Source organism: Bacillus sp. z26 (assembly GCF_058313635.1).
This window is the reverse complement of record NZ_JBZFQM010000001.1, coordinates 56301-71115: the sequence shown is the minus strand read 5'-3', so window position 1 is coordinate 71115 and position 14815 is coordinate 56301. Positions and strand designations below refer to the sequence as shown.

Annotated in this window: 11 protein-coding genes; all 11 read left to right on the top strand. The window is 38.5% G+C overall.

What is annotated here, in order from left to right:
- The first annotated feature begins 12 nt into the window (after nt 1-12).
- The 11 genes from AC4G3K_RS00290 (at nt 13) to mmsB (ending at nt 14786) form a co-directional block, all read left to right on the top strand.
- Nucleotides 13-1164, top strand: coding sequence for a thiolase family protein (locus AC4G3K_RS00290; protein WP_491132064.1), 1152 nt, complete (start codon nt 13-15; stop codon nt 1162-1164).
- Nucleotides 1165-1214: 50 nt separating this feature from the next.
- Entirely contained in the window at nt 1215-1985 is a 771-nt protein-coding gene (locus tag AC4G3K_RS00285; RefSeq protein ID WP_491132063.1) for a 3-hydroxyacyl-CoA dehydrogenase, read from the top strand.
- A gap of 22 nt (nt 1986-2007) precedes the next feature.
- Nucleotides 2008-2790: an enoyl-CoA hydratase/isomerase family protein gene (locus AC4G3K_RS00280; protein ID WP_491075279.1), complete on the top strand. Its 783-nt coding sequence runs from the start codon at nt 2008-2010 to the stop codon at nt 2788-2790.
- A gap of 78 nt (nt 2791-2868) precedes the next feature.
- A complete protein-coding gene (locus AC4G3K_RS00275) occupies nt 2869-4062 on the top strand; it encodes a thiolase family protein (RefSeq protein ID WP_491132062.1) in 1194 nt (397 codons plus the stop codon).
- Nucleotides 4063-4820: 758 nt separating this feature from the next.
- Nucleotides 4821-6560: an ABC transporter ATP-binding protein gene (locus tag AC4G3K_RS00270; RefSeq protein WP_491132061.1), complete on the top strand. Its 1740-nt coding sequence runs from the start codon at nt 4821-4823 to the stop codon at nt 6558-6560.
- A complete protein-coding gene (locus tag AC4G3K_RS00265; protein WP_491132060.1) occupies nt 6557-8335 on the top strand; it encodes an ABC transporter ATP-binding protein in 1779 nt (592 codons plus the stop codon). Before AC4G3K_RS00270 ends, AC4G3K_RS00265 begins: the two co-directional genes overlap by 4 nt.
- A gap of 119 nt (nt 8336-8454) precedes the next feature.
- Nucleotides 8455-9525, top strand: coding sequence for a GntR family transcriptional regulator (locus AC4G3K_RS00260; protein WP_491132059.1), 1071 nt, complete (start codon nt 8455-8457; stop codon nt 9523-9525).
- Nucleotides 9526-9744: 219 nt separating this feature from the next.
- Nucleotides 9745-10824 carry a multiple monosaccharide ABC transporter substrate-binding protein gene (gene chvE, locus AC4G3K_RS00255; protein ID WP_491075274.1) on the top strand — a complete coding sequence of 360 codons (1080 nt, stop codon included), beginning with the start codon at nt 9745-9747 and terminating at the stop codon, nt 10822-10824.
- A 106-nt stretch (nt 10825-10930) separates the two neighbouring features.
- Nucleotides 10931-12010: a multiple monosaccharide ABC transporter substrate-binding protein gene (gene chvE, locus AC4G3K_RS00250; RefSeq protein ID WP_491075273.1), complete on the top strand. Its 1080-nt coding sequence runs from the start codon at nt 10931-10933 to the stop codon at nt 12008-12010.
- Nucleotides 12011-12090: 80 nt separating this feature from the next.
- Nucleotides 12091-13626: a multiple monosaccharide ABC transporter ATP-binding protein gene (gene mmsA / locus AC4G3K_RS00245; RefSeq protein WP_491075272.1), complete on the top strand. Its 1536-nt coding sequence runs from the start codon at nt 12091-12093 to the stop codon at nt 13624-13626.
- Nucleotides 13623-14786: a multiple monosaccharide ABC transporter permease gene (gene mmsB, locus AC4G3K_RS00240; RefSeq protein ID WP_491075271.1), complete on the top strand. Its 1164-nt coding sequence runs from the start codon at nt 13623-13625 to the stop codon at nt 14784-14786. The genes mmsA and mmsB overlap by 4 nt, the downstream gene beginning before the upstream one ends.
- Nucleotides 14787-14815 lie beyond the last annotated feature (29 nt).

Here is a 14815-nt window from a genome sequence, read left to right as displayed (position 1 = left end):
GGAGAGATTTAAATGAGGGAGGCCGTAATTGTTGAAGCAGTCAGAACACCGGTAGGAAAGCGAAATGGAGTATTTAGCTCCGTCCGTCCGGATGATTTTCTCGCAAACGTTTTAAAAGAAGTAGTAAACCGAGCAGGTATTTCTTCTGAATTAATTGAGGATGTCATTATTGGGTGTGTATCACAAGTTGAAGAACAAGGTTTAAATATTGCACGTTCAGCTGCCTTGATGGCTGATTTCCCCATTAAAGTGCCTGGTACGACGATTGACCGACAATGTGGCTCGAGCCAACAGGCCGTTCATTTTGCTGCACAAGCCATTTTGAGTGGAGATATGGATATCGTTGTAGCGGGTGGAGTGGAGAGCATGACAAGAGTCCCAATGGGTTCAACAAGGAAAAAAGCAGGTCCAAGTGAACAGTTGTCTTCTCGCTATGAATTGATCAATCAAGGTTTATCAGCAGAAAGAATTGCTGAGAAATGGGGTTTTAGCCGCAGTCAACTTGATGAATTTTCGTTATTAAGCCATCAAAGGGCTATTCAAGCCCAAAATGAGGGACGCTTTGACCGTGAAATCATACCTGTAGAAGTTATGGATGATTTCGGGGTTAAGACATTAGTTACACAGGATGAAGGACCGCGGCGGGGAACGTCTCTTGAAAAATTAGCGAAACTGCCAACCGTATTTAAAGAAAATGGTGTGATTCATGCTGGGAATGCCAGTCAAATGAGTGATGGAGCCGCAGCCCTGTTAATTATGTCTAAGGAAAAAGCATTGGAATTAGGCTTAAAACCAAGATTTTCGATTATCGCCCGAACGGTTATAGGCTCCGACCCAACCCTGATGCTAACAGGACCGATAGAGGCAACGAGAATGGCACTTGAAAGAGCGGGATTGACGATACAGGAAATAGATTTATATGAAGTCAATGAAGCTTTTGCACCTGTTCCGCTCTGTTGGAAGGAAGAAGTTGAAGCAGACATGAATAAGTTAAATGTGAATGGAGGAGCGATTGCTCTCGGTCATCCTCTTGGTGCAAGCGGGGCAAGGGTTATGGTTACTTTAATGCATGAACTGGAAAGAACAGGAGGCAGATATGGATTACAGGCCATTTGCGAGGGTGGCGGTATGGCTAATGCAACTATTATCGAACGAATTGAATAGATTAATCAAACAGGTACCGAATGAAAACTAAAATAATGGAGGTTGGTAATATGAAAATGCAAAAAATATCTGCTGTTGTGACAGGAGGAGCTTCCGGTCTGGGAGAGGCTACAGTCAGGAATATCGTGGAGAATGGCGGGAAAGTAGCAATTATCGATCGCTCGGAGGATAAAGGGTTGGCATTGGCTGAATCCCTGGGTCATGAAAATGTAATCTTTTTAAAAGCGGATGTAACCAGTGAAGAAGAGATTCAGACTGCTATTAAAAAAGGTGTTGAAACGTTTGGAAATATCAATACGGTCGTCAATTGTGCGGGGATTGGAGTAGGTGAAAAAGTCGTCTCTAAAGATAAAGTGCATGATCTTGGCAGATTTAAAAAAGTGGTTGAGGTCAATTTGATCGGGACATTTAACGTGATTCGTTTAGCTGCAGAACAAATGATTAAGAATGAACCTAATGAAGATGGAGAAAGAGGGGTTGTCATTAATACAGCTTCAGTAGCGGCTTTTGATGGGCAAATTGGCCAGGCGGCCTACAGTGCATCAAAGGGTGGAATTGTCGGCATGACCTTGCCATTGGCAAGAGATTTAGCGAGAAGTGGAGTCCGTGTCATGACGATTGCTCCAGGGTTGATTGACACACCTTTATTTGGAGGGCTACCGGAGCAGGCCAGGGCGGCTCTCGGTGCGATGGTACCCTTCCCGCCAAGACTCGGATATCCATCAGAATATGCCATGCTCGTCAAAAGTATTATCGAAAATCCATTGCTGAATGGAGAGACAATTCGCCTGGATGGGGCGATTCGTATGCAGCCAAAATAATAGATTAAGAGGAGGCAGTGTTATGTACTCATTTCTGCGTGTTGAAAAAGAGAATAATGTTGCAACGGTCGTGATTAATAATCCGCCGATGAATGTTTTGAGTGAACAAGTGGCAAGTGATCTTTGTGACGCCTTTACCGAACTGAGAGATGATCATTCAGTGGTTACAATTATATTAACGGGGGAAGGTGACCGGGCATTTATGGCTGGAGCAGATATTAAGGAGTTCCCCAACATGATCAGCCAAAGTACGGATGTCGGAAAACAGCCCAGTAAGAAAAATGAGGTTTTTCGATTGATTTCCGAATTTCCGAAGCCTACTATTGCCTATTTAAATGGAGTAACTCTTGGCGGTGGATTTGAACTTGCACTTGCATGTGATCTCCGTATTGCTAAGGAGACGGTACAGCTCGGCTTGCCTGAAGTAAAGCTCGGCTTATTTCCTGGTGGAGGGGGAACGCAAAGGCTTCCCCGTTTAATTGGTTCCGCTAAAGCAAAAGAGCTGATGTTTACCGGTGATTCCATATCGGCTGAAGAGGCGCTTCAGCTCGGGATGATTAATCAAATAGCTACAGATGAAGAAGGGATTGAAGCTGCCTGCAAACTGGCCCGAAAAATCAGCAGGCATTCCCTTCAGGCATTACGAAGAATCAAGCAGGCAGTCAATGAGGGGACAGACGGTCCATTGCAGGTTGGACTCGAATTAGAATCAAATCTATTCCAGGAAATCTTTACTACAGAGGATATGAAAGAGGGAGTAACTGCTTTCCTTGAAAAACGCCGTCCAGTATTTACTCATCAATAAACATATAAGTGATTGCTTTTACGAAGAAGTCTGGGGGGGAGTCTTCTGTGATACTCAAGGTTGATGGGAGGATGTAATTTGAGAAATGCAGTGATTGTAGATGCGGTTCGGACTGCAGTAGGCAGGATAGGCGGATCTTTAAAAAATGAGGAAGTGGATTATCTTACTGCTGCAACCATGAATGGATTGATTGAACGCACAGGAGTTTTGAAAAATGAGATTGATGAAGTCATAATAGGCCAGGCAAAACAAAGTACGGATCAGCCTAACCTGGCAAGGTTGGCTTTATTGCGTGCTGGACTTCCAATAGAAACCCCTGGTTATACGGTCCATCGCCAGTGCGGTTCAGGTGTGCAGGCCGTTCATAATGGCGTTCAGCAAATTATGTGCGGCTTGTCCGATATCGTTATTGCCGGAGGTGCTGAAAGTATGAGTCAGGCACCGTTTTATTTACGGAATGCTCGTTATGGATTAGGCATAGGTAATGCTGAAATTTTTGATTCCAATACGGAAAGCCAACCGCGTGCTCAGCCGATTGAGACATATGGCCACTTAACTATGGGAATGACAGCTGAAAATTTAGCAGAAAAATATGAAATCAGCAGGGAAGAACAGGATGAATTTTCGCTTTTAAGTCAGGAAAAGGCAGAATATGCTATTTCCTCTGGATTGTTTGATAATCAAATCATTCCTTATCAGATAAAGACGAAAAAAGAAACGGTTTTGTTCAAGGTGGATGAACATCCAAGAAAGACAAGTATGGAGCAATTGGGAAGGCTTATACCAGTTTTTAAAGAAAACGGAACCGTTACGGCCGGGAATTCAAGCGGAAGGAATGATGGTGCAGGATTGGTTTTGTTAATGGCAGAAGAAACAGCTATTCAAAAGGGCTATAGATGTAAAGCAAAAATCATTGCTCAAGCAGTTGCCGGTGTTTCTCCGGAAATTATGGGAATTGGTCCTGCACCTGCTACGAGAAAAGCACTGAAGTTAGCCGGGTTGAAATTGGAGGATATAGGACTGATAGAATTAAACGAAGCATTCGCGGCTCAGTCTTTAGCCGTAATTAAAGAATTGGGTATGGATGTGAAACGAGTAAATGTAAACGGTGGTGCAATTGCGCTCGGACATCCGATTGGAGGGACCGGCGGTATAGTGATGACCAAACTCCTTCATGAAATGGAGCGCAGGGGAGAGAAATATGGGCTGGTCACCTTTTGCATTGGCGGAGGTTTAGGAATATCCTCAATTGTTGAGAATTTGCAGGTTTAAATCATGGAACAAATGAATGGTTTTGAACTATATCCGTACATGGTGATGTTCTTATTCGGTAACAGGAGTGTTTGAATCTGTTAAATATATATAGCTGTATTGTTGCGATCCCAAGTATCATTGTTATACATGTATTCTCCAGAAATTAAAGATGAAGAAAAGAGCAATACGTGGGTTAATTGTAGTCTATCTTTTATAAGTAGTTACCAGAATCGCTTTTCTTAGCGACTCTTTTTTTTTTGCCTGCAACGACCAAGGGTGTTTGGAGATTTTTATTCCTTGTACTAAATGGTCACTAATGTCTTGAACGACTTACTTTCTTTTAGTAGTGTGTAAGCTATATATTTCGTAAATGTATTAATAATAGTTGTTTTACTAACAAGCAAACCTAAATAGATCACCAAACTTCTCGGATGTAAGAAAATCGGCTTACGATAAATGAACTGATTAAGAAGATGAATCGCTTTTTAAAATAGGATAACCTGTAAAGAGAGAAAATGATCAGTTTAATAAAATGTATAGATTAATCTGTTTAAAGGTGCTCTTTTAAAACAATGTGCTAAATCTTCATAGTGATAAAAATCCCCTGTCACCAAGGAAATTGTACACAATCAAAATAAAAACAGAAACTGATTTCAAAGTAGTTCATAAATGAATCAAATTCTATTCTGACAAAAAGAATGTAAAATTCTTCAAATAAATAGTGATTATATTCAGAATATATAATAAAATATCAATTTATGGGGGTGTTTGAAGATATGCGTTTAACGAGTGAGATACTTGGCCATTTTAAGCCTTATTGGGTCAGTATCACAATAGCTGTTGTTTTCTCCTTGATTGGTGGGGCTTTTACCATTCTTCCGCCTATTCTGACGGGTAAATTGGTTGATGATGTACTCTTACATAATGTAACTGACCTTCTACCATGGATCATCGGAGGTATTATTGTATCTTATATTGGAAAAGTAGTGTTTGAGAGTATGCAGGAATACGTGCAGATTAAAGTTGGACTGGATGTCATAACGGATATGCAATTACGAGTTTTTAAGAAATTGCATAAAGCTCCAATGTCTTTCTTTCAAAAGACACCAAGGGGAGATATGTTATTTAGATTGACGCACGATGTTGAGTCTATCCAAAATTTAAATAATACCGTAGTTCCACGATTTCTACAGCAAATAATCAGCGCAGTTGCTGCCTTTTCAACCGTCATTTTTATGTATTGGCCAACTGCATTTATCATGTTTATTGTATTTGTCATTTATTTATATCCTTCTTTTAAACTTGGAAAAACGGTTAGAGAAATGGGCGCTGTTCAAAGGGATATGAGTGCCGATATGTATCATCATCTGCAAGAAAGTATTGAATCTGTAAGGTTGGTCCGCACCTTCCATCAACAGACCGCTGAAATAGATAAGCAGAAATCAAAGCTTGAGAAATGGATGTCTTTTTCTATAAAAGCGGCTTTGATTGGTAAAGTCAATTGGCGCCTTGGGAATATGTTCAATATTGCTACTCCGGGAGTTGTCATGCTAGTAGGAGGATTCTCGGTATGGAGAGGTGAAATCACAGTTGGGGTACTTGTGACCTGTTTAGGATTTATTCCGACTATGTTTCAACCTGTGCGCTCACTTGCTGAAAACGCATTGATCATCCAGCAAGCCATTCCTGCTTTGCAAAGAATCTATGAATATTTCAATTTGCCTGAAGAACATGATGCACAACTACCGGCAATGGGTCCGATATCCGGAAAAGTAGAGTTAAAAAACATCACTTTTCACTATCCCGAATCAACAGAAAATGTATTAAATGATATTTCAATCACGGTTGAACAGGGCCGCCATATTGGAATTGTGGGTACCAGTGGAGGCGGAAAAAGTACATTAGTTCAGATTTTATTAGGATTGTATGATCCTGATGAAGGTGAGGTCCTGATTGATGGAAAGAATCTTCATACATATAATCGTAATTCGTTCAGAAGCCAGGTTGGAATTGTAAGTCAGGAAACCTTCCTTTTGAACGCTACTCTGAGAGAAAATCTTGTATATGGAAAAAGGGACGCTGCTGATAATGATATACAGCATGCTGTTGAAGCGGCAGGATTGACAGAATTAATTGAGTCTTTACCAGAAGGCTACGAAACAGTCGTAGGTGAAAGGGGTCTGAAGCTATCCGGCGGGCAACGTCAACGGATTGCTTTAGCCAGAGCGATTTTAAGGCATCCGCACCTTTTGATATTTGATGAGGCAACATCTTCTTTAGATGGAGAAACGGAGGAGAAGGTACAGGAAGCACTGGAAAAACTTATACCAGGCAGAACGACGATTACAATTGCCCATCGTTTAATAACTGTTCGTCATACGGATGAAATCTTGCTTTTACATAAAGGTGAAATTGCTGAAAGAGGAACACATCAAGAATTACTCGCTTTGAAAGGAAAATATTTTGAGTTATATAGGTCGCAATACAGTGAATTAGAGAAGGGGCGAGTAGGATGAGTGCTGATCAAAAGATTCAAAAAAACCGGGACGGCAGGCGTGTACTCGCCTTTTTAAAGCCTTTTTGGAAATGGGTGCTGGGAGATTCCTTTGTTATTGCCATTGCGCAGATTTGTGCATCTGTTATCCCGGCATTTGCCTTAAGCTGGCTGGTTGATGATGTCATTCCTAAGCAATCCTCATCATTGCTATGGGGTTTAATGTGGTTGCTGTTGTTTGTAGCTATCTTTGATTTACTGATGATGGTAATAGATGAATATTTTTGCCATTATATTGCGAAATCCGTCACGAATAGGCAGAAAATAAAATTGTTTACTCATATTCATTATCTACCTTTTTCCTACTTCCAGAATGCAAAATCAGGAGAATTACTGGCTCGTGTTTCAGATGATCCTGATACATTGCACAATTTCCTGGCATGGGAAGGCTCTACCTTAATGGCTGCTGTTCAGGGAGTTTTCATTTATAATTTTGTCTTATTTTTTATTCATCCTTACTTGATGATGGCAAGTGTGATTTTGGGGATTGTTTTCTATATAGCTTCTAACCATGTCGGTAAAAGAACAAGGTCTGCTTCACAAAAAGCGAGAGAAGAGGCGTCTCGATATTTAGAGAGGTTACGTGAATCTGTGACGGGAATTCATCTGTCCAGAGTATTGGGCGTATCCGATCGTGAGGTGGAGAGCATTATTTCCATTCGGGAGTCTTTCGTTAAACATTCCGTAAGAGAATTAAAAGCTCGTATGCAATCGATTGTTGTAATTGGTGGATATAATGGAATTGCACTCGCAGGCGTCTATTATTTCAGTGTCCTTTTGATCTGGGACAGTCAATTAACTACCGGACAAATGCTGACTGCAGGGAGCCTAGTAACCATTGCGGCAAATGAAATGCAAAAGATGTTAAGAATGTGGCTGTCTGTAAGAAGAACAGGTCCTGCACTGGATCGATCAGATCTTCTTCTTTCCATCCCAAAATCTGAAATCGAAACTAATCCCGGGAAAAAGCCCGAATATACAGGCGGCAATATAGAGGCAGCTAATCTAGTATTCTCCTATCCGAATAAAGAAGAGAAGGTCTTAAAGGGTGTCTCATTTAAGATTAAGCAAGGAGAAATCGCCGCAATTGTTGGACCTAGCGGATCAGGAAAATCCACGATTGTTGACCTGCTTTTACGTCTATATGATCCTGTGGAGGGCTCCATTAAGATCGATCATCAAGATATTCGTATGTTTGATGTTGAGTGGCTCCGCCAACAACTTGCGTTTGTTTCTCAGGATGTTCAAATGAGGAATGGAACATTGGCTGATAACTTAAGAATGGGTAATCCGGAAGCGACAGACGAAGAACTTTATATAGCTATTAGAGACAGCGGGCTAATGGAATATGTAGAAGGATTGCCGAATGGGCTGGAAACGAATGTTGGAGAAAGAGGGAGCATGCTATCCGGTGGGCAAAAGCAACGTTTATCCTTAGCGCGGGCATTAGTAAAAAAGGCTGAAATTCTTATCCTGGACGAAGCAAGCTCAGCGTTGGACCCAATCACCGAACTTAAAATAAATGAGGCAATTAGAAAAAGGAAAGAATCGCAAACCATCATTATCATTTCACATCGACTATCCACTGTCCTATCAGCCGACCGAATTATAGTTATGGAAAATGGAAAAGTAATTGAGACAGGTACACATGCGGACCTGCTTGAGAATAAAGATGGGGTATATACAAGGTTATTTAGCCGTGAAGCTGAAATGGGCAATCAAACTGTAATGATATAACCTATCTGAATCATGATCATCATTATACTGTAATGTTTTTGATAATAACGCCTCTAACATGTACATATAAGTTATGGTAAACTGTTTATGATTTGTATGTTCATATGGGGGTGATTTATATGTTGAAAAAATACGAACAAGTTAAGATAGAGATTAGGAAGCTCATAGAAAGTGGAAAATATATACCTTATCAGCGCATAAGCTCTGAATCTGAGTTAACTCAGAAATTTGGAGTTAGCAGACATACGGTTCGCAAAGCAATTAATGATCTTGTCAATGAAGGCTGGTTATATACAGAGCAAGGTTCAGGTACCTTTTGTGCTGACCGAAACGCAAAGCAACCAGCTGAAAAAACAATTGCTCTCCTGACTACATATATATCAAATTATATATTCCCCTCCATAATTAATGGAGTTGAATCCTATTTAAGCAGTAAAGGATATACTCTGCTCCTTTATAGTACGAATAATGATTTAAATAAAGAGAAGATTTGCCTGGAGAATTTATTTAACAGAAATATTGCTGGTTTGATTGTCGAACCGACTAAAAGTAATTTCTATAACCCCAATTTGAAATACTATTTAAATTTAGAAAGAAAAAAAATACCGTATCTTATGATTAATGCCTATTATCCTGAACTCAATCCCTATAGCTTAACGGTAGACGATGAGTTAGGTGCTTATATGGCTACTGAACACTTGATTAAATTGGGGCATACAAGCATCGCAGGACTCTTTAAAACGGATGATCAACAAGGCGTTAAGAGGATGCAGGGATTTATTAAAGCACATCGGGAGCATGGCATCCCGATCTTACCAAATATGATTCTACCGTATACAACAATAGAAAAAGAAAAGGTTTTGAATGAAGAATTTAAGAAACTATTAAATTCTGAACAAAGACCTACAGGGCTCTTCTGTTATAATGATGAAATAGCACTGACTGCTCTTGATGTTATTAGGCAGTACGGAATAAGTGTACCTGATGATTTATCAATTGTAGGTTTCGATGACTCAAATTTAGCGACTGCATCTGAAGTTAAATTAACTACTGTCAGTCATCCTAAAAGTGAAATGGGAAGGAAAGCAGCCGAAACAATTATCCAGCTGATTGAAAATAAAGATGAGGTTCTTCCTTCGATGATTTATAAACCAGAGTTAATTGTTCGAAATTCAACGAAAAAAATATAAGAGTATAATCTAAAACCCACCAAAATGGGTTTTTTATTTTGTTCACAAATTATTGTAAAAAAATTGCAAATAAGCATAATTTAGTAGCGCACTTGTACTAACAAGTAGTATGATATTATTGTAAGCGTATCCATTAATTTGAAAGGTTTCTATATTCTGATTTTTTAAGAGGTTTATTGAATAAGAAACTATATTTTAACAAAAGGAGAGGTTAATCAGATGAAAAAGTTTGTTGCTGCATTAATGATGTTTGCGTTGATATTTACATTAGCGGCTTGTGGTGGCGATGAAAAATCAAGCGGTGATGAAAAGGGTTACGTTGGAATAGCTATGCCAACAAAGTCATCGGAGCGTTGGGTATTTGATGGAGAAAATATGGTTAAAGAGTTTGAAAAGTTAGGATATAAAACGGATCTTCAATATGGTGAAGACGTCATTGAAAATCAAATCGCCCAAATTGAAAATATGATTACTAAAGGAGTAGATATTTTAGTAATCGCCTCCATCGATGGTGAATCATTGACAGAAGTACTACAAAAAGCGGCAGACCAGGATATTAAAGTTATATCTTATGACCGCTTAATTAAAGGGACAGATAATGTAAGCTATTACGCCACATTTGACAACTTTAAAGTGGGTGTTTTACAAGCCTCATACATTGAAGACAAACTTGGCCTTAAAGATGGAAAAGGACCATTTAATATTGAATTATTTGGCGGATCACCAGACGATAACAACGCATACTTTTTCTATGATGGGGCAATGTCAGTCTTAAAACCATACATAGATTCAGGTAAATTAGTTGTTAAAAGTAACCAAACAGATATGAAGCAAATTGCTACTTTACGCTGGGATGGGGCAACAGCACAATCACGTATGGACAACTTACTTAGTTCAAAATATTCATCAGATCGTGTAGATGCGGTTCTATCACCGTTTGATGGAATCAGTATAGGTATTATATCTTCCTTAAAAGGGGTTGGTTATGGAACAGAAAGTAAACCATTACCAATTATTACTGGTCAGGATGCGGAGTTGGCATCAGTGAAGTCGATTATTGCAGGTGAACAAACATCAACCATATTTAAAGATACGAGAGCATTAGCTAAAAAAGCAGTTGAAATGGCCGATGCAGTCCTAAAAGGTAAGGAAGCGGAAGTAAATGATACTGAAACCTATGATAATGGAAAAAAGGTTGTTCCATCTTATCTATTGGAGCCAGTTTCAGTTGATAAAGAGAATTATAAAGAGATTTTAATAGATAGTGGATATTATACAGAAGAAGAATTAAGCAAATAAAAAAATAATAGTCTATGCATTTTTTGAAAGGTTTCTATATTCAACTCATTATGGGGCTAAATTGAATTAGGAACCTTATTTTTTAAAAAAGGGAGAGGATAATAAAATGAGAAAGTTTATTACTGCCATAATGATGTTTGTGTTGGTATTTACCTTGGCGGCATGTGGAGGCGAAGAAAAATCCAGCAGTGATGAAAAAGGATTTGTTGGAATAGCCATGCCAACAAAGTCATCGGAGCGTTGGGTATTTGATGGAGAGAATATGGTCAAAGAATTTGAAAAATTAGGGTACAAAACAGATCTTCAATACGGCGAAGATGTCATTGAAAATCAAATTGCCCAAATTGAAAATATGATTACTAAAGGAGTAGATATTTTAGTGATCGCCTCCATCGATGGTGAATCTTTAACAGAGGTTTTACAAAAAGCAGCAGACCAGGATATTAAAGTTATATCTTATGACCGCTTGATTAAAGGGACGGATAATGTGAGCTATTACGCCACATTTGACAACTTCAAAGTTGGTGTTTTACAAGGCTCCTATATTGAAGAAAAACTTGGTCTTAAAGATGGAAAAGGACCATTTAATATTGAATTATTTGGCGGGTCTCCAGACGATAACAACGCATACTTTTTCTATGATGGTGCAATGTCAGTCTTAAAACCATACATAGATTCAGGGAAATTGATTGTTAGAAGTAAACAAACAGATATGAAGAAAATCGCTACTTTACGCTGGGATGGGGCAACAGCGCAAACTCGTATGGATAACTTGCTAAGCTCACAATATTCATCTGAGCGTGTAGATGCGGTTTTATCCCCGAATGATGCACTCGCTATCGGTATCATATCTTCTTTAAAAGGGGTTGGTTATGGAACAGAAAGTAAACCATTACCAATTATTACTGGACAGGATGCTGATTTAGCATCAGTAAAATCGATCATTGCCGGTGAACAAACATCTTCCATATTTAAAGATACGAGAGCATTAGCTAAAAAAGCAGTTGAAATGACAGATGCAGTCCTAAAAGGCAAGGAAGCAGAAGTAAACGACACTAAAACATACGACAATGGAAGCAAAGTCGTACCATCTTATCTTTTAGAACCAGTTATAGTAGATAAAGAAAATTATAAAGAAATATTAGTAGATAGTGGATATTACACAGAAGAAGAATTAAGTAAGTAACAAAATGATAGGTGGATGCTGTTTGATTGTAATGTAATTAATCAAACGGCATCCCAATTTATACAATTGAGGTGAATGGCGTGTCATCAATTTTATTGGAAATGAAAAATATCACGAAGACATTCCCTGGGGTAAAAGCTCTTGATCAAGTGAATTTGAAAATCAAAGAAGGAGAAATTCATGCCCTTTGCGGAGAAAATGGAGCAGGAAAATCCACATTAATGAAAGTATTAAGTGGAGTATACCCACATGGCACTTATTCAGGAGATATCTTATTTAATGGAGAAGTATGTGAATTTAAAAATATTAAGCAAAGTGAAAATTTGGGGATTGTTATCATCCATCAAGAGTTAGCTTTAATTCCATATCTATCAATCTCTGAAAATATATTTATTGGGAATGAGCAAACAAAAAACGGAATCATTAATTTTAATGAAACAATCGTGAAAACGCTAGACTTACTGAAAATTGTTGGGTTAAATGAATCGCCAGATACACCTGTTAATCAGTTAGGTGTGGGGAAACAACAATTGGTTGAAATTGCAAAAGCTTTATCCAAAAAGGTGAAATTACTAATTTTAGATGAACCAACTGCTGCTTTAAATGAGGATGATAGTGAAAATCTTTTGGAATTAATGCTTGAATTCAAGAGACAAGGAATGACTTCCATCATTATCTCACATAAATTAAATGAGATCGCTAAAGTGGCAGATTCCATAACCATCCTGCGTGATGGCAAGACAATTGAAACCCTCGATATGAAAAAAGGGGTTACAGAGGATCGAATTATTAAAGGCATGGTCGGGCGCGACCTGACGAACCGGTATCCAGATCACACATCAAATATTGGAGAAACCATTTTGGAAGTGAAAAATTGGACGGTTCAAGATGAAAATAATCCGGACAGAAACATTGTTGATGATGTCAGTTTTCACATAAATAGAGGTGAGATCATAGGGATAGCCGGCTTAATGGGGGCTGGGAGAACTGAGCTGGCGATGAGTATTTTTGGTAAAGCATACGGCAAAAAAGTTTCTGGTCAACTTTTTAAAAATGGAAAAGAATTGAAGTTAAAAAATATTACGCAAGCCATTAAAAATGGAATTGCTTACGTAACTGAGGACCGTAAATCATTTGGCCTTGTTTTAGAAGAAGATATTAAAACAAATATAACATTAGCAAATCTAAATAAAATATCGAAGAATACAGTCGTGAACGAAAACCAGGAAATTATAGAAGCAGAAAAATATCGTAAAAAAATGAATATCAAAAGTCCGAGCATCCTGCAAAAAGCGATGAATTTGAGCGGCGGAAATCAGCAAAAAGTTGTGTTAAGTAAATGGATTTTTACTGAACCGGAAATCTTTATATTAGATGAACCTACGCGCGGGATTGACGTGGGTGCTAAGTATGAAATCTATTCTATTATAAATGAATTGGCAGACAAAGGAATAGGAGTCTTGGTTATATCATCAGAACTGCCTGAGATATTAGGAATATGTGACAGAATTTATGTCATGCGTGAGGGTACATTTACTGCAGAGTTTAACCGCCATGATGCTTCACAAGAAAAAATTATGAAATACATGACCAGGACAGGAGTGGAACAGCTGTGAAAACACTTACTAGCTTAGTAAAAAATAATATAAGACAGTATGGAATGATACTGGCTCTGATTTTTATTATGGTATTGTTTCAAGTATTAACAGATGGAATCTTACTAAAACCTCTTAATATTACAAATCTAATTATGCAAAATAGCTATATTCTTGTTTTGGCTATTGGTATGCTTTTGGTCATTATTTTGGGGCATATCGACCTTTCTGTTGGATCGATTGTAGCGTTTGTTGGCGCTATGTCAGCCATATTTATGATTGAAATGAATTTGCCGATTTGGTTATCTGTAGTGCTTTGTCTTATCATTGGAGCATTAATAGGAGCTTGGCATGGGTTCTGGGTAGCATTCCTTAGGGTTCCTGCCTTTATTGTTACACTCGCGGGGATGCTGATTTTCCGGGGACTTACAATGCTTGTTCTTAACGGGCAATCTATTGCACCATTTCCTGATTCTTTCCGAAAAATCAGCACAGGGTTCATACCGGGATTGAATAAAACGGGAGAATTAGATTTATTGACTATGATTGTCGGAGTTTTAATCTCTCTCCTGCTAATATGGGGTGAATTAAGTAAACGTAAAAAACAACAGTCTTACAATTTTGAAGTACTTCCTATGTGGCTATTTACTTTAAAGCTGGTATTTATAGTAGCAGTTATGAATATATTTGCTTATTTCCTAGCTTCATATGAAGGTATCCCTAATATTTTGGTTATTTTAGTCGTATTAATTGTCGCTTACTCATTCTTTACGAATAAAACAGTTCCTGGCCGACATTTATATGCACTGGGAGGCAATGAAAAAGCAGCGAAATTATCGGGTATTAAAACCAAATGGCTAACCTTCTGGGTATTTGTGAATATGGGTGTATTATCTGCTTTATCAGGGTTATTATTTGCAGCTCGGTTAAATGCGGCGACTCCAAAAGCGGGGAACTCTTTTGAGTTGGATGCGATTGCTGCGGTCTTTATTGGCGGAGCTTCCGCATATGGCGGTATAGGTACAGTTATTGGAGCAGTAGTGGGCGGATTGGTAATGGGTGTCTTAAACAATGGGATGTCTTTAATCGGTTTAGGTGTAGATTATCAACAAACAATTAAAGGCTTAGTGCTGTTGTTGGCTGTAGGTTTTGATGTTTATAACAAAAATAAATCTTCATAATCAATTTTACTTAAAGGAGTAACCTAAAA

Coding starts and splice junctions, on each gene's coding strand:
- AC4G3K_RS00290 (WP_491132064.1), top strand. CDS start 13: ATGAGGGAGGCCGTAATTGTTGAAGCAGTCAGAACACCGGTAGGAAAG.
- AC4G3K_RS00285 (WP_491132063.1), top strand. CDS start 1,215: ATGAAAATGCAAAAAATATCTGCTGTTGTGACAGGAGGAGCTTCCGGT.
- AC4G3K_RS00280 (WP_491075279.1), top strand. CDS start 2,008: ATGTACTCATTTCTGCGTGTTGAAAAAGAGAATAATGTTGCAACGGTC.
- AC4G3K_RS00270 (WP_491132061.1), top strand. CDS start 4,821: ATGCGTTTAACGAGTGAGATACTTGGCCATTTTAAGCCTTATTGGGTC.
- AC4G3K_RS00265 (WP_491132060.1), top strand. CDS start 6,557: ATGAGTGCTGATCAAAAGATTCAAAAAAACCGGGACGGCAGGCGTGTA.
- AC4G3K_RS00260 (WP_491132059.1), top strand. CDS start 8,455: ATGTTGAAAAAATACGAACAAGTTAAGATAGAGATTAGGAAGCTCATA.
- chvE (WP_491075274.1), top strand. CDS start 9,745: ATGAAAAAGTTTGTTGCTGCATTAATGATGTTTGCGTTGATATTTACA.
- chvE (WP_491075273.1), top strand. CDS start 10,931: ATGAGAAAGTTTATTACTGCCATAATGATGTTTGTGTTGGTATTTACC.